This window comes from Serratia sp. NPDC078593 (assembly GCF_050268245.1).
GTDB lineage: Bacteria > Pseudomonadota > Gammaproteobacteria > Enterobacterales > Enterobacteriaceae > JBNNGK01.
Genome location: NZ_JBNNGK010000023.1, coordinates 13,783 through 29,031, shown reverse-complemented (window position 1 = coordinate 29,031; position 15,249 = coordinate 13,783). Strand labels below are relative to the sequence as shown.

Sequence of the window (15,249 nt, the reverse complement as noted above, 5' to 3'; positions counted from 1 at the left end):
TCACGGGGGCAGGGGGGGGGATGCGGTACAGCGTATTTGATGCCGGTGAATTTGCCAAAAAGATAGAGGGGCGCTTTCAGGGGGTGGGCGTTTTCTTGACTTTGCTGAGGGCGTATATTGCGCGCTCTTGGTTAGGAATAAAACAAAAAAGCCTGAACAAAAGTTCAGGCTTTTTTGTAGAATTTGGCGGTGAGAGAGGGGTTCGAACCCTCGATACACTTTCGCGTATACACACTTTCCAGGCGTGCTCCTTCAGCCACTCAGACACCTCACCGTTTTCGCCGCGCTGAACGTGTCAGTGCAACGGGGCGCTACTATAGGGAGTGGCGGCTCATGGGTCAAGCTTATTTTAGTTGTTTTGTTGCGGGTGATTAAGCCGTGTTCGCTTTGGTGGAAACTCAGGCATTAATTGCTGTTACCTGCAAGTTGGCACGATGTTCGAAATGAAAAAGAAAGCGTTGGGTGATCAGCGCAACGTCTCATTGTGCGACGGATCCAAATATTGCGGAATGATAGACGGTATCCGCGAGTATAAACACGGGCTTAGCGCAGGTTGGGAGAAAAAAGAAGGGCTTGAGCCGCTGAACTCTGTCGGCAGGTCGCTTGAGGCGGTTAGAAACGCAGGCGTGTTGTCGAATTCAGTCGAGGACTCTCCCTCGGGAATGGGCAATATAACGTAAAAAAGCCTGAACGCGAGTTCAGGCTTTTTCGTAAAATATGGCGGTGAGGGAGGGGTTCGAACCCTCGATACGCTTACACGTATACACACTTTCCAGGCGTGCTCCTTCAGCCACTCAGACACCTCACCATATTGTTGCCAGTAACGCTTTGCGTTGCCGACGGCGCTAATGTAGGAGAAACTGATTCTAGCGTCAACACTCTTATTCGCTCTCAGCGATCGTTTAGTTAAACTTGCAGCAATTTGCTGATTTCACCAACGATGCGCATAATTTTTCCCCACAGAAACGCGCGAACATCCCTCTTTTTCTATATTTGCCAGGTTTCAGCCGAATAATTCGGCGACAACATATTCGATAGGTTGATTTGTCGGCAAATTATTCGCAAACTATGCGGTTATATGCATTAATACTGGATTCTTAGTCAGATGTGTCGCTAAATGATGGGGCAAACACGGTAGTATTCGTAAGGAATATCGCCTGGCATTGAGATCGCCCGGCGGTCCCAGGCGCAGACAGGAACTGATCAACTAAATAATAATGCAGTAGAGGTTTGTTTTGACTTCATCGGACTCCACTTCGGCAGCGCAGCAGCGCCATGCCATCCCTCCCGGTGCGGGAGCGCTCTTTTTTATCCAAATTTTCGCTACGCTGGGTTTTGCCGTGCTGTACTCAACCTTGGTGCTGTATGCCACTAAGCGCTTAGGGTTCAGCGAAGGTAATGCCAATGCCATGATGGGCGTATTCGGTGCCTTCAACTACGGATTACATATGTTTGGCGGCTATTTGGGTGGCCGTTTTCTGAGTAACCGCAACCTGTTTGTGCTCGGCATGGTGTTGCAAGTGATAGGGTGCGCGCTGATCGCTGTTGCTGGCGTAGGGGGGCTGTACTGGGGGCTGGCGATGTTCCTAACCGGTAGTGGGCTGAATGTGACCTGCATCAACATGATGCTGACGCAAAGATTTAGCCCCGAGGATGATCGACGAGAGTCCGCTTTCCTGTGGAATTATGCCGGTATGAACCTAGGCTTCTTTGTTGGCTTTAGCGTCGCGGGATATTTTCAACTGACTGAGAATTATCGTGCGTTATTCCTGTTTGCTACGTTAGGCAATGCCGCTGCCATTATCGTCGCCGCAGCACGCTGGCGCATTCTGGCCGATATTAGTACCCCACTGCGCGACGTTACGTCGAGCCAATACCGCTGGCGAATGTTGGTCGGTCTGGGAGTCTTGGTGGCTCTGGTGCCAATCATTCGGGTGATGTTGACTCACGCAGAATTTAGCGGCCATTTCGTTATCGGGTTGGGGATCGCCATCTTTTTGATGTTGTGCGTAGTGACATTGCGCCATCATCCGCGAGACGAACGTCGGCGTATGACCGCTTACTTGATTTTGGCGCTCGGATCGCTAGTCTTCTGGATGTTGTATCAACTGGCGCCTATGGGGTTGATGTTGTTCTCTGAACATAATATCGATCTGAATGTGTACGGTATTCGTGTCGCGCCGCAATGGCTGCAGAACATCAACACATTGGTGATTGTTTTGGGTGGGCCGCTGCTGGCATGGTGGTTTAATCGCCTGCGTGCTGGCGGCTGTCGTATCGATATTCCATTACAGTTCGCCGGCTCGTTGTTCTGCATTGGTCTTGGCATGTTGGTATTGCCATTGGGGATCAGCATGGCCGGCGGCGACGGACTGGTGGCGTTCAAGTGGATCGCAATCAGTTATGTGTTGCAAAGCATTGGTGAACTGATGATCTCGCCCATCGGTTACGCGATGATCGGTAAATTGGCACCTGCACGCTATCAGGGGGTGATGATGGGGTGCTGGATGATGGTGACCGGCGTCGCGTCGGTATTGGCGGGTTATGTCTCTGGCTTGATGCCAGAAAATAGTGGCAGTACACCGTTGCAAACTAACCCAGGGTATAGTCACATTTTCAGTTTGTTAGGATGGGGAGCGGCAACGGTAGGTGTTATCTTATTACTGTTAATACCGCTACTGCGTCGTTTGATTCGGCGTGAAGTACGCATCGATTAGGCGTAAGTTATCGCGTTACCGTCAATGCTAATTCCGTTATAGCCCCGATCAGCGGGGCTATTGTATTTTTACGATGACGCCTTGCATCTGTCGGCAAATAACGGAAATCTTGGACTCAAGCAAAAAATAGCGGAGAAGCGTGCAATGGATATCATTTTTTATCATCCATTCTTTGATGTGCAGCAATGGCTCTCAGGAATGCGAAAACGTCTGCCAACGGCTAACGTACGTGCCTGGCAGGCCGGTGATGATCAGCCTGCGAATTATGCGCTGGTGTGGCAGCCACCTTATGAAATGTTGGCCAAGCGACAAGACTTGCAAGGAATATTTGCGCTGGGGGCAGGGGTTGATGCGATTATGCAACAGGAGAGACAGCACCCTGGCACATTGCCGCGAGGCGTGCCGCTGGTACGTTTGGAGGATACCGGCATGGCGCAGCAGATGCAGGAATATGCGCTAAGTTACGTTCTGCGTTATTTCCGCCGTTTTGATGAGTATCAATTACTGCAACAGCAGGGGAAGTGGCAACCGTTATCCCCGCATCAGCAGGAAAACTTTACCATAGGTATTCTTGGCGCCGGGGTGTTAGGCAAAAGCGTGGCGCAGAAACTGGTGGAGTTTGGTTTTAATGTCCGCTGTTGGAGCCGCAGCGCCAAGCAGATCGCCGGGGTGACCAGTTTTGCCGGTGAGGATCAGCGTGCGGCGTTTCTTGCCGGGACGAAGCTGCTGATCAACCTGCTGCCCAACACGCCAGAAACGGTAGGCATTCTCAATCATGCGCTATTCTCCCAGCTAGCGCAGGGCGCCTATCTCATTAACCTGGCGCGCGGCGCGCATATGGTGGAAGACGATCTGCTGGCAGCACTCACTCAGGGGCAACTCGCTGCTGCAACGTTGGACGTGTTCGCCAACGAGCCACTCCCGTCAGCGCACCCGTTTTGGCGTCATCCGCGAGTTACCCTTACGCCGCATATCGCCGCGATAACCTTACCGCAGCAGGCGATGGATGCGATTGCACGTAATATTCAGGCTATCGAATCTGGTGAAATACCATCGGGGCTGGTTGATATAACACGAGGCTATTAATGTTCTGCGTCGTTGGGGTTGCTGCTATGCTAAATGAATAGCCCCCTGTTGCGTTGATAAGAGCAGGAAGATAACAAGGAGTAACAATGTACCCCGTTGATTTACATATGCATACCGTTGCCAGCACCCATGCGTATAGCACGTTGCATGATTACATTGCCGAAGCGAAGCAAAAGGGCATTAAATTGTTTGCCATTACCGACCATGGGCCAGATATGGCCGATGCGCCGCATTATTGGCACTTTATGAATATGCACGTTTGGCCACGCGTGGTGGATGGTGTAGGTATCTTACGCGGCATCGAAGCCAATATTAAGAATATCGACGGTGATATTGATTGCACTGGGCCGATGCTGAATGCCATAGATGTGATCATTGCCGGTTTCCATGAGCCGGTATTGCCGCCGCAGGATAAAGCGTTTAACACCCAAGCGATGATTGCGGCGATGGCGCAAGGCGATGTGCATATAATCAGCCACCCAGGCAACCCGCGTTATCCGATTGATATTGCCGAAGTGGCTGCGGCAGCGGCGCATTATAATGTCGCCCTGGAATTGAATAATTCATCATTTACCCACTCACGCAAAGGCAGTGAAGTAAACTGCAGGGCGATTGCTGCCGCCGTGCGTGACGCTGGCGGTTGGTTAGCGCTGGGATCGGACTCTCACATCGCTATGTCCCTAGGTAACTTTGAGCATTGTGAGCGGGTTATTGCGGAGGTGGCATTCCCGCAGGCGCGAATCCTTAACGCTAGCCCGCGACGGCTGTTGGATTTCCTTGAGCAGCGTGGCAAACCAGCGATTGCAGAATTAGCTAATCTGTGACATTGTCACGACAAATTTAACACCTTGTCTAAGGTTTTATCATGAATGAGTTCTCCATCGTCTGTCGCGTGCTTGGCACGCTGTTCTACCGTCAACCGCAAGATCCGCTGCTGGTGCCTTTGTTTACGTTAATTAAAGAAGGTAAATTGCAACAACACTGGCCGCTAGAGCAGGATGAATTGTTGACGCGTTTACAGCATGACTGCGAGCCCCACTTACTGGCTGCCGATTTTAACGCGCTATTTGTTGGCAGCGAATGCAGCGTCTCTCCGTTTCGTTCAGCCTATGTTGACGGTGTAACGCAGAGCGATGTGCGTACTTTTTTGCAACAGCGCGGCATGCCGCTTGGCGAAGCGCCGGCTGACCATTTTGGTTCTTTGTTACTGGCATCGTCTTGGCTGGAAGACCAATCTCAGGAAGATGAAGCCCAAGCGCAAATCACCCTGTTCGATACGTTTTTGTTGCCATGGTGCGGTCGTTTCTTGGGGAAAGTTGAAGCGCATGCGACCACGGGTTTTTACCGCACACTGGCGGAGATCACCCGTAATGCCTTGCAGGCGATGCGTGATGAGTTAGCTGAGTATGAAGATTTAGACGATGGCGCGGCCGCACAAGAAGAGTAATCAACCACTCTTGGCGAGTTGAATGCGCAGTAAAGTAGCGAACAAGGTGTGGTGCACAAAACAACAGGGCGCGGCGTGGGCTGCGCCCTAATATATTAGTCGGTGAACGGGATCACTAATTGACCGGGTTTGACTTCCAGCCCTTTCGCCAATTTACGCGCCATGGCTTCCGCTTTACTGTTGTCAGGATTTAGCACGTAGGCCGGTTTTTGATTGAAGTAGCTTTTTAACGACTGGTTCAGATAAGGTGTTAATGCCTTCATCACCGTATCCATTTTCTCCGGCTGTATTTTGTAATCTGTCAGTTCCATATCTTTCAGGAAGATTGCACCTTTTTCGCGATCGTAGACCGGTTGCGCTTTCAGCGTCAGTTGCATATCGGCGGCTTGTGGCCCAAGGATTGAGGTAATATCGACTTTGGCATTGCCGGTCAATGTCACTTTACCGGGTTCACTGCGGCCAATCTGGCTTTGCAACTGAGTCAGTACGATGTGGGCATCAACCAACCCTGGCACACCGATTTGCTTCTGATAATCATTGTGCTTTTGCAGATATGCATTCACTTCTTGCTCGCTCAGGGTGTACTGCGTTAATTGATTACATCCGGCAACCACGCCGACGAACATCAGTGCGGCGATACACATAAAAATCTTTCTCATACTGGCCTCATTAGACCGCCAAGCAAAACAACGGCAGTTAATTAATTGATTTGTCATTATACCCTAAATAATTCGCATTGCAGGAAGACGGCAAGGAAGTGAATCCCGATGAGCTTACACGGGTAAGTGATTCGGGTGAACGAGTGCAGCCAACACACATGCAACGTGAAGTATGACGGGTATATAAACATTCATCGTCACGCTAACCAAGGTTTAAGCATGAAGTGGAACGATAGTGCGTGGGAAACGCCAAATCGCCTATCGGATAACGCTGAATATGCTTAACGTCGCAGGCGCAGTGCCAAAAGCACCACACCGGCGATGCAGGCCAAACCGCCGAGTGCGGGAAACAGCGGAATACCCCATAGCCGCAGCGTAGATTGCATCAAATACGGTGCCAGCCCAAGAGCAAATGCCGCGGTAACAATAGCGATTGCAAGCGTTATCGCCGACCGTTCGAGCGATTGACTGAGCTGACGCAGGTTTGTGAGGTTAATGTCGGCGTTGAGTTGCCCACGTTTCATACGACGGATGAGTAAACGCATGGCTTGCGGCAATTCATCACTGGCGTCTAGCGCCTCCGCCCCGAGTTTGAGCATCCGTTGATGCACTGCTTTCGGTGCGTAGCGTTGTAACATCACCTGTTGCAGCATGGGTTTTAGCGTGGCGACAATATCGAAAGCGGGATCTAACCGATGCAAAACGCCGTCGGCGGTGATCAGCGCTTTAAAGAGCAGCACCAAATCGGGCGGTAGCGCCAATCGGTGTTCGCGCGCCATGACGAATAAATCGGTCAAGGCTTTGCCGAGCATCAGTGTGGATGAGGCTTGTTTATCCAGAAAATTTTGTGCCGCTAACTCAAGATCCAATACATCTAACTCAGTGCTGTCAGACCAAGCGATCAAGGTATTGACGATCCCTTCACTCTGGCGTTCTGCAATGGATTGTAATATCACCAACAACTGGTTACGTCGCTGTTGCGAAAGTTGGCCGACCATACCGAAATCGATAAAGCCGACGCGGTTATCCTGGAGCGCCATCACATTCCCAGGATGCGGATCGGCGTGGTAGAGGCGGTGTTCCAGCACCATACGCATGAAAGCCTGCGCGCCGCGTGTAGCTAACAAGGGGCCATCGAAACCCGCCTCGGCTAACTGTTGCGGATTGATAGGTGTAATACCGGGTAGAAATTCCTGTACCAGTAATCGTTTGCAGGACCATTGCCAATATATTTTGGGAATAACTATCTCAGGCTGATGGCTAAACTGTTGTGCAACCCGATCACAATTATTCCCTTCATGAGTCAGATCCAGTTCATGATTGAGCGCCGTTGCGAGCGTGCGCACCATTTGCTGGGGGCGATAGCGCGCTAGGGCTGGACTTTGCTGTTCGACGGTTTCCGCCAGATACGCCAGTAAACGTAGGTCAGCCTGAATAGTTTTTGCCAAACCAGGGCGCAACACTTTAACAACGACGGCTTCACCACTGTGCAATCGAGCGCGATAAACTTGCGCCATCGATGCGGCGGCCAAGGGTTCGCTATCAAATTCAGCAAATGCTTGCTGCGGTTCGACACCAAGATCGGCCTGCACCTGAGCCGCCATTATATGCCACGGTAACATGTTCACTTGGCAGTGCAGGCGCTCAAGTTCATCGGTCCAGTTTTTATCCAGCAGATCGGATCGCGTGGCGAGAATCTGGCCAAACTTAACAAAGGTTGGGCCTAGGGACTCCAGCGCGGCGCGCAGACGCTCAGGTAATGATTGCTGGCTACCGTCATCACGTTGGCCGCCAACGGTGGTGCCGAGTAAGGTATTAAGGCCAAGCAGCCGAACGATGTCTTGCAAACCGTGGCGGATCAGCACGGCAGATATTTCTGCTAGCCGAGCCCGATCGCGGGCGGTAACAAAAAACATTTTTAACATCGGCGCGCCACTCCCTTATCGCGAACGGAAATTAGTGTTCCATATCTAGCAGCAGCGGGATGTCACTGATCTTGGCCAGTTGATTACGGTAGGCCTCAACGTTCTCTGGCAGCGTCACGCCAGCGACAATTGACAGCGAACGCAGCAGCGGGAATAGGTGAATATCATCTTCTGAAAGTTTGCCATTCACGGCATTCGGCGCGACGATCAATTCAGCCAGTGACTGGAGATCGCGTTCCAACTGGGTTATTAAGTCTGCACTATTGGCGAGATGATCGGCAAAGTTGCCGATAGCCGTCTGCTTTTTATCGGTGAAATACTGGCGGGCGCTGTCGGTAGCAAACTCTTCGAAATCAGCTTGAGCAAAACGCGGCAGCAACAGTGTGCCACTGTAATCGTCGACCTGCTGCAGCCATTCATTGATCGCCGGATTGGTTTTCCCGGTCAGTACCGGCTGGTCATCCAATGTATCTATGTAATGCACAATATCCATGCTTTCAGGTAAATAACTACCGTCATCTTTTTGCAGTATAGGTGCCATTTTTTTACCAATCATATTGATCGGTGTGAGCTCATCATCGTTAAGCAGGGTCACCAGCCGTACCGGTAGGTTTTTGAGGCCAAAAATCATGCGGGCCTTAACGCAGAATGGGCAATGATCGTAAATAAACAGTTTCATGCTTGCTCCGGTTCTCTGGTTTTAGGGCAAAAGCTATTACAGCATACTGAGGCTGCCACACGGCTTTCTTGTTGGAAGATGCGTAATGTGATCTAGCCCGCGATCAACGCGGGCAGTTGGGCATTATTTTTTGGCTGGAGCGGCATTGATCACTTCAATTAAATGTATGCGTGCCTGTTCTAAATCGATTTTATCGCGCTCGGTAGTGGCACTGACCATTTGTAATTGCTTAATCACATCGTTCTTTAGCGTGGTGTTATCGGCAAGAATATGCGCCAGCGCCTTCTCCATCAGGGTTGAGCGCGCATAGATCATGCGCAAATTCAGTACCATATGTTCTAATAATTGCGGTAAGTTTGTTTCTGACATGCCAACAACTCCTATTGATATTTTCACTATCAGAATAGCAGCTATCACGAAAAGCAGAGCATGCAGACAACACGATGGCAAGAACACCGGCAAAAAACAAAAATCACGCCGAATGATGATTTACTGAGCGGGTAAATTTTACCTACGGGGCAGGCTACGGTTATATTAACGCAGGGCAAGTGCGGTTCTACGCCAGCCGATGAAAAATAACGCTACCCGCTATTTCGCGATGAATCTCTGTTCCGGCGGTGTATCACTCTCTTTCTATCGAACCGTTCTGACAGCGGGGGAAATGATGTTCGGCTATCGCTCTGCATCACCAAAAGTACGTCTTACCACCGACCGATTGGTTGTCCGTTTAGTGCATGAGCGCGATGCGTATCGGTTGGCAGATTATTATGCCGAAAACCGCGCATTCCTTAAACCGTGGGAACCGGTGCGTGACGAGAGCCACTGCTATCCTTCGGGCTGGCAGGCGCGTCTAGGTATGATCACTGAAATGCAAAAACAGGGCAGCGCTTACTATTTTATTCTGCTCGATCACGATGAAACACAGGTTCGTGGGGTCGCCAATTTCAGTAATGTTATGCGCGGTTCGTTTCACGCCTGTTTTCTGGGTTATTCGCTGGGGCAAAAATGGCAAGGGCAGGGCCTGATGTACGAGGCGTTGCAAACGGCCAACCGTTATATGCTGCGTCAGCAGCGTATGCATCGCATTATGGCGAACTATATGCCGCATAATCATCGCAGTGGGGCATTACTTACCCGGCTTGGGTTTGAACGTGAAGGCTACGCCAAGGATTATCTGCTCATCAACGGGCAGTGGCAGGATCATATATTGACCGCGTTAACCAATAAAGAATGGCTACCGCCACGCTGAGGTCAGAAAAATGAAATACGATTTAAGCGCGAAAGAAGCGCGAGTGATTGGCTGCCTGTTGGAAAAACAGGTTACCACTCCCGATCAATATCCGTTGTCTCTCAATGCCATTACGCTGGCTTGTAATCAAAAAACCAACCGCGAACCGGTGATGGAACTGAGCGAAAGTGACGTACAGCAAACGCTCGATCTGCTACTAAAGAAACACTTCTTACGTACGCTGAGTGGTTTTGGTAACCGCGTGGTGAAATACGAACAGCGCTTTTGCAACTCTGAATTTGGCCAGCTTAAACTGTCTCCCGCTGAATTAGCGCTGATCGCCACGTTGCTATTGCGTGGTGCACAAACTCCCGGTGAATTACGTACGCGTGCTGCGCGAATGCATGATTTCAGCGACGTTGGCGAAGTAGAGCAGACATTACAACAACTCACCGTGCGTGAAGACGGGCCATTTGTCGAGCGATTGGCTCGTGAAGCCGGTAAGCGCGAAAGCCGGTTTATGCATTTATTCAGCGGTGCGACGGAATCCGTAGCGCTGCAAGGCGAGGGTGCGGTGTATGAGGGGCCATTAAGTGAACGTGTCGCCGTGCTGGAATTAGAAGTTGCCAGCTTAAAACAGCAACTGCAACAGTTGATTGCGCGGGGCGGCGATGAATAAATTACGTATTGGCGTGGTCGGGCTTGGTGGGATTGCGCAAAAAGCCTATTTGCCGATTCTCAGTCAGGCGGCAGAGTGGCAATTGGTGGGCGGTTTTTCTCCTAATCAACAAAAAGCGCAGCAGGTATGTGACAGTTACCGTATGGCGCGTTTCTCTCGTTTGGATCTGCTGGCCGAGCAGTGCGACGCGGTTTTTGTTCACAGCAGCACCGCCAGCCATTTTCCCGTGGTCAAGCAGCTCTTGGAATATGGGGTACACGTCTATGTTGATAAACCCTTGGCGGAAACGCTCTCGCAAAGTGAGCAACTGATCGCGCTGGCACAGGCGCGCGGTAAAACGCTGATGGTAGGGTTTAACCGCCGTTTCGCGCCGCTGTATCGGCAGTTGAAACAGCAAATGCAGTACCCAGCCTCTATTCGTATGGATAAACACCGTGCCAACAGCGTCGGGCCGCATGGCTTGCGCTTTACGTTGCTGGACGACTATTTGCATGTGGTGGATACCGCATTGTGGCTTGGTGGCGGTACGGCTGCGGCGATAACCGGTAGTGTGCAAGCGACAGAGGCTGGCGAAATGCTGTACGCCGAGCATCATTTTCAATGCGGTGATACGTTGGTTACTACCAGCATGCACCGGCGGGCGGGCAGCCAACGTGAAAGCATTCAGGCGGTGACCGACGGCGCGCGATATCAGCTTAATGACATGCGTCAATGGCTGCGTGAAGATCGCCACGGTATCGTTGAGCAACCGACTCCCGGTTGGCAGACCACACTGACACAGCGCGGTTTTGACGGTGCGGTGCGGCATTTTATCGAGTCGGTGAGTAACCAGACTATGCCAGAGACGTCCGGTGAGCAGGCAATCGTCGCCCAACGGTTGATCGAGAAAATGCTCCGCGATGCGGGGTTGTCAGGTAACGCGATGTAACAGTTGGCGGTGGCTATTCTGTCGCGGATGCGTAAACTGAAGCCACTTTTTTACACTGACGCCTGCATCCGCAGGCGTTGATATTCTACGGTATTATTCAAACCACATGAATCTACTCAAATCACTGGCAGCCGTCAGCTCGATGACGATGTTTTCTCGGGTGCTTGGCTTTGCGCGTGATGCCATCGTTGCACGCGTTTTTGGGGCCGGTATGGCAACGGATGCTTTCTTCGTCGCGTTCAAGTTGCCAAATTTGCTGCGACGAATTTTCGCCGAGGGGGCATTTTCGCAGGCTTTTGTACCGATCCTAGCGGAGTATAAAAGTCAGCAGGGTGAAGAGGCGACGCGTACCTTCGTTGCGTATGTTTCTGGTTTGCTAACCTTGGTCTTGGCCGTTGTGACGGTGTTGGGAATGCTGGCGGCACCGTGGGTTATCTTTATTACCGCGCCGGGTTTCGCTGACACACCGGATAAATTTGCGCTGACCTCATCGCTATTGCGTATCACTTTTCCTTATATTTTGCTGATTTCGTTAGCCTCTTTGGTGGGGGCGATTCTCAATACCTGGAACCGATTTTCGATTCCGGCGTTTGCGCCGACGTTGCTTAACGTCAGTATGATTGGCTTCGCGCTGTTTGCAGCACCCTATTTCAATCCGCCGGTGCTGGCGCTGGCATGGGCTGTGGTGGTCGGCGGTGTTCTGCAATTGGGCTATCAACTGCCACATTTGAAAAAGATTGGTATGTTGGTATTGCCACGCATTAAATTGCGCGATGCAGGCGTTTGGCGCGTTCTGCGCCAGATGGGGCCGGCGATCCTGGGGGTGTCAGTGAGCCAAATCTCCCTGATCATTAACACTATTTTCGCCTCATTTTTGGTATCAGGCTCCGTTTCGTGGATGTATTACGCCGATCGTTTGATGGAGTTTCCGTCGGGCGTGTTGGGTGTCGCATTGGGGACTATTTTGCTGCCCTCACTGGCTAAAAGCTTTGCCAGCGGAAATCAGGATGAGTATTCGCGGTTAATGGATTGGGGGTTGCGCCTGTGTTTCTTGCTGGCGCTACCAAGCGCCGTTGCGTTAGGCATTCTCGCTAAACCGTTAACCGTTTCACTGTTTCAATATGGCAAGTTTACCGCGTTTGATGCGGCCATGACGCAACGGGCGCTAGTGGCTTATTCGGTGGGGCTGATGGGGCTGATTGTTGTGAAGGTGTTAGCTCCGGGCTTTTATTCGCGTCAGAACATCAAGACGCCGGTGAAAATTGCTATTGTAACGCTGATTATGACGCAGGTGATGAACCTGGCGTTTATTGGCCCGCTGAAGCATGCCGGGCTATCGCTATCGATTGGCTTAGCGGCCTGTCTGAACGCATCATTGCTATATTGGCAATTGCGTAAACAGGATATTTTCCAACCGCAGCCGGGTTGGGCACTGTTCCTCACTAAACTGATTGTGGCGGTTGTGGGAATGTCTGCGGTATTGGTGGGGGTATTATGGCTGATGCCAGCATGGGACGACGGTAACATGCTTGAGCGGTTGCTGCGGCTGTCGGTGGTGGTGATAGCTGGCATCGTGGCGTACTTTGGCGTGTTGGGTGCGCTTGGTTTCCGCCCGCGGGACTTCGCGCGCCGCGTGGTTTAACGCACTTTTATAAAAGCCCTCAGGGGCGTGGCACACCGCGCTTGATTATTGGCGGATGTTGAATGTAAAGCACAGGCCGGGCATGCCCGGCCACTACGGTGGCCGTTATCACGGATGGCATGTGAGCGCATGATGGCATAACTCCGTAGGGGCGTGGCACGCCGCGCCCGCTGTTGGCGGGTGTTGACGTAAATTACTGGCTGGGCGTGCCCGGCCACTACGATGGTAGCTATCACGGGTGGCATGTGAGCGCATGATGGCATAACCCCGTAGGGGCGTGGCACGCCGCGCCCGCTGTTGGCGGGTGTTGAATATAAAGCGCAGGCTGAGCCGACGGTGGAGGTGACAAAACGCCATACAAAATGAAAGGGTCGCAGCGGCAACCCTTTCATTCAACTGGCTTACATGCGTTCCACGGTTTCGATACCTAACGTATCCAGCCCTGTTTTCAGCGTTTTGGCGGTTAACAGCGCCAGTTTAAGACGGCTTTGACGCGCCTCTTCGTTGTCAGCATTCAGGATCTGGCAGTGCTCGTAGAAGCTGGAGAACAGCCCCGCCAGATCGTACAGATAAGCACACATCACATGCGGAGTACCTTCGCGGGCTACCGCGGTGATGATTTCTTCAAACTGCAGTAAGCGGGTGGCGAGCGCGATTTCTCGCTCCTCGGTCATCACCAATGGCATTGTCAGAGTACTTTCATCAATACCTGCGCGTTTGAACACCGATGCAACTCGGGTATAGGCATATTGCATATACGGTGCGGTATTGCCTTCAAACGACAACATATTGTCCCAGTCGAAGATGTAGTCAGTGGTACGGCTTTTCGACAGGTCGGCGTATTTCACCGCACCGATACCAACAGCCGTGACCAGCTTTTTCAGTTCATCGGCTGGCATATCAGGATTTTTTTCGACAATCAGCTTTTCTGCTCGCTCGATGGCTTCATCCAGCAGATCAGACAGTTTGATGGTGCCGCCCGAACGGGTTTTGAATGGCTTACCATCTTTCCCTAACATCATGCCGAACATGTGGTGCTCAAGCGACACGGACTCCGGCACATAGCCTGCTTTACGCACGATGGACCAGGCTTGCATCAGGTGTTGGTGTTGGCGAGAATCGATGTAGTAAAGCACTCGGTCAGCACCCAGCGTTTCGTAGCGATACTTAGCACAGGCGATGTCGGTGGTGGTATACAAATAACCGCCGTCTTTCTTCTGGATGATAACGCCCATCGGGTCGCCATCTTTATTTTTGTACTCGTCGAGGAACACCACTGTGGCGCCTTCGCTTTCCACTGCCAGCCCTTTGGCTTTCAGATCGGCAACGATGCCTGGCAGCATGGCGTTGTACAGGCTTTCGCCCATCACATCATCTTCGGTCAGCGTGACATTGAGGCGGTTATACACCAGTTGGTTCTGCGCCATAGTGATGCTCACCAGTTTGCGCCACATTGTCAGGCAATATGGGTCACCGCCTTGTAGTTTGACCACATAACTGCGGGCGCGCTCAGCGAACTCGGCATCTTCATCGTAGTTTTTCTTCGCTTCACGGTAGAACTTCTCAAGGTCTGATAAGCCCATATCGCTGGCATTTTCATTCTGCATTTTTTCCAGATAGGCAATCAGCATACCAAACTGGGTGCCCCAATCACCGACGTGGTTGGCGCGAATCACTTTATGGCCGAGAAATTCTTGTGTACGCGCTGCGGCATCACCGATGATGGTTGAGCGCACATGGCCGACATGCATTTCTTTTGCGACGTTGGGGGCTGAGTAGTCGATAACGATGGTTTGTGGTTCAACCGGCGCGATTCCTAACTTGGGTGCACGCAACACGGCATCGGCCTGCTGCGCGACCCAGGCAGGGTTTAGGAAAATGTTGATGAAACCCGGTCCTGCGATCTCCACTTTATTGGCGATATCGCCGAGCGCGAGCAGTTCCACCACTTTTTCTGCCAGTTGTCGCGGGGGCATGCCGAGTTTTTTGGCCACGGACATAACGCCGTTAGCCTGATAATCACCAAACTGCGCCTTGGCGGACTGACGAACCTGAGCTTCGCAATCCGCAGGCGCGCCTGCGGCAATCAGCGCCTGGCTGACTTTTTCTGAGAGAAGAGCCTGAATATTCACCGGGATACCTTAAATAACGAACGAGGGCCGCGTGGTGCGTCCCTCCAGAAACAGTCCGCAATTGTAACCGATAGAATGCGCCGCGTCAGCAGTTGGCGCGGATTGAACAAGGGCGTAGTGTGGAGGC

14 protein-coding genes and 2 tRNA genes are annotated in these 15,249 nt (G+C 51.8%); 9 read left to right on the top strand and 7 right to left on the bottom strand.

Translation table 11 applies throughout. The features are described from left to right. Positions 1-184: 184 nt before the first annotated feature. Positions 185-274, bottom strand: a tRNA-Ser gene (locus ACQKDS_RS18480). A gap of 169 nt (positions 275-443) precedes the next feature. Between ACQKDS_RS18480 and ACQKDS_RS18475 the strand changes: the two genes are divergently transcribed. After that, positions 444-680 carry a hypothetical protein gene (locus ACQKDS_RS18475; protein WP_399673376.1) on the top strand — a complete coding sequence of 79 codons (237 nt, stop codon included), beginning with the start codon at positions 444-446 and terminating at the stop codon, positions 678-680. Between the two features lie 38 nt (positions 681-718). Here the strand turns inward: ACQKDS_RS18475 and ACQKDS_RS18470 are convergent. Further along, a tRNA-Ser gene (locus ACQKDS_RS18470) sits at positions 719-808 on the bottom strand. A gap of 427 nt (positions 809-1,235) precedes the next feature. Between ACQKDS_RS18470 and ACQKDS_RS18465 the strand changes: the two genes are divergently transcribed. The 4 genes from ACQKDS_RS18465 to ACQKDS_RS18450 all read left to right on the top strand — a co-directional run bounded on the left by ACQKDS_RS18465 (position 1,236) and on the right by ACQKDS_RS18450 (position 5,250). Continuing rightward, positions 1,236-2,717, top strand: a complete 1,482-nt coding sequence (locus ACQKDS_RS18465) for a peptide MFS transporter (RefSeq protein ID WP_399673374.1) — start codon at positions 1,236-1,238, stop codon at positions 2,715-2,717. A gap of 144 nt (positions 2,718-2,861) precedes the next feature. Next, the gene (gene ghrA / locus ACQKDS_RS18460) at positions 2,862-3,803 is read left to right on the top strand and encodes a glyoxylate/hydroxypyruvate reductase GhrA (RefSeq protein WP_399673372.1); all 942 of its coding nucleotides are present in this window, start codon (positions 2,862-2,864) and stop codon (positions 3,801-3,803) included. Between the two features lie 86 nt (positions 3,804-3,889). After that, the gene (locus ACQKDS_RS18455) at positions 3,890-4,627 is read left to right on the top strand and encodes a phosphatase (protein ID WP_399673371.1); all 738 of its coding nucleotides are present in this window, start codon (positions 3,890-3,892) and stop codon (positions 4,625-4,627) included. Between the two features lie 41 nt (positions 4,628-4,668). Continuing rightward, positions 4,669-5,250 (top strand): molecular chaperone, encoded by a 582-nt coding sequence (locus tag ACQKDS_RS18450; protein WP_399673369.1) that lies wholly within the window; start codon positions 4,669-4,671, stop codon positions 5,248-5,250. A 95-nt stretch (positions 5,251-5,345) separates the two neighbouring features. Here the strand turns inward: ACQKDS_RS18450 and ACQKDS_RS18445 are convergent, their stop codons facing one another. The 4 genes from ACQKDS_RS18445 to ACQKDS_RS18430 form a co-directional block, all read right to left on the bottom strand. After that, a complete protein-coding gene (locus tag ACQKDS_RS18445) occupies positions 5,346-5,909 on the bottom strand; it encodes a lipoprotein (protein WP_399673367.1) in 564 nt (187 codons plus the stop codon). A 281-nt stretch (positions 5,910-6,190) separates the two neighbouring features. Next, positions 6,191-7,834, bottom strand: a complete 1,644-nt coding sequence (locus tag ACQKDS_RS18440) for an ABC1 kinase family protein (protein ID WP_399673365.1) — start codon at positions 7,832-7,834, stop codon at positions 6,191-6,193. A 31-nt stretch (positions 7,835-7,865) separates the two neighbouring features. Next, entirely contained in the window at positions 7,866-8,513 is a 648-nt protein-coding gene (gene grxB, locus ACQKDS_RS18435) for a glutaredoxin 2 (protein WP_399673363.1), read from the bottom strand. A gap of 123 nt (positions 8,514-8,636) precedes the next feature. Then, the gene (locus tag ACQKDS_RS18430; RefSeq protein WP_399673361.1) at positions 8,637-8,882 is read right to left on the bottom strand and encodes a hypothetical protein; all 246 of its coding nucleotides are present in this window, start codon (positions 8,880-8,882) and stop codon (positions 8,637-8,639) included. Positions 8,883-9,177: 295 nt separating this feature from the next. On the opposite strand from ACQKDS_RS18430, the gene rimJ reads away from it, so the two are divergent. The 4 genes from rimJ (at position 9,178) to murJ (ending at position 12,990) form a co-directional block, all read left to right on the top strand. After that, positions 9,178-9,762, top strand: coding sequence for a ribosomal protein S5-alanine N-acetyltransferase (gene rimJ / locus ACQKDS_RS18425; protein WP_399673406.1), 585 nt, complete (start codon positions 9,178-9,180; stop codon positions 9,760-9,762). Between the two features lie 10 nt (positions 9,763-9,772). Continuing rightward, complete coding sequence (locus ACQKDS_RS18420; RefSeq protein WP_399673359.1) at positions 9,773-10,420, top strand: YceH family protein; 648 nt, start codon at positions 9,773-9,775, stop codon at positions 10,418-10,420. After that, entirely contained in the window at positions 10,413-11,348 is a 936-nt protein-coding gene (locus ACQKDS_RS18415) for a Gfo/Idh/MocA family protein (RefSeq protein WP_399673357.1), read from the top strand. The genes ACQKDS_RS18420 and ACQKDS_RS18415 overlap by 8 nt, the downstream gene beginning before the upstream one ends. Positions 11,349-11,454: 106 nt before the next feature. Next, complete coding sequence (gene murJ / locus ACQKDS_RS18410; RefSeq protein WP_399673355.1) at positions 11,455-12,990, top strand: murein biosynthesis integral membrane protein MurJ; 1,536 nt, start codon at positions 11,455-11,457, stop codon at positions 12,988-12,990. 401 nt (positions 12,991-13,391) lie between these two features. On the opposite strand, the gene argS is transcribed toward murJ, so the two are convergent. Next, a complete protein-coding gene (argS, locus tag ACQKDS_RS18405; RefSeq protein WP_399673353.1) occupies positions 13,392-15,122 on the bottom strand; it encodes an arginine--tRNA ligase in 1,731 nt (576 codons plus the stop codon). Between the last annotated feature and the right edge of the window lie 127 nt (positions 15,123-15,249).

Coding starts and splice junctions, on each gene's coding strand:
- ACQKDS_RS18475 (WP_399673376.1), top strand. CDS start 444: ATGAAAAAGAAAGCGTTGGGTGATCAGCGCAACGTCTCATTGTGCGAC.
- ghrA (WP_399673372.1), top strand. CDS start 2,862: ATGGATATCATTTTTTATCATCCATTCTTTGATGTGCAGCAATGGCTC.
- ACQKDS_RS18455 (WP_399673371.1), top strand. CDS start 3,890: ATGTACCCCGTTGATTTACATATGCATACCGTTGCCAGCACCCATGCG.
- ACQKDS_RS18450 (WP_399673369.1), top strand. CDS start 4,669: ATGAATGAGTTCTCCATCGTCTGTCGCGTGCTTGGCACGCTGTTCTAC.
- ACQKDS_RS18445 (WP_399673367.1), bottom strand. CDS start 5,909: ATGAGAAAGATTTTTATGTGTATCGCCGCACTGATGTTCGTCGGCGTG.
- ACQKDS_RS18440 (WP_399673365.1), bottom strand. CDS start 7,834: ATGTTAAAAATGTTTTTTGTTACCGCCCGCGATCGGGCTCGGCTAGCA.
- grxB (WP_399673363.1), bottom strand. CDS start 8,513: ATGAAACTGTTTATTTACGATCATTGCCCATTCTGCGTTAAGGCCCGC.
- ACQKDS_RS18430 (WP_399673361.1), bottom strand. CDS start 8,882: ATGTCAGAAACAAACTTACCGCAATTATTAGAACATATGGTACTGAAT.
- rimJ (WP_399673406.1), top strand. CDS start 9,178: ATGTTCGGCTATCGCTCTGCATCACCAAAAGTACGTCTTACCACCGAC.
- ACQKDS_RS18420 (WP_399673359.1), top strand. CDS start 9,773: ATGAAATACGATTTAAGCGCGAAAGAAGCGCGAGTGATTGGCTGCCTG.
- ACQKDS_RS18415 (WP_399673357.1), top strand. CDS start 10,413: ATGAATAAATTACGTATTGGCGTGGTCGGGCTTGGTGGGATTGCGCAA.
- murJ (WP_399673355.1), top strand. CDS start 11,455: ATGAATCTACTCAAATCACTGGCAGCCGTCAGCTCGATGACGATGTTT.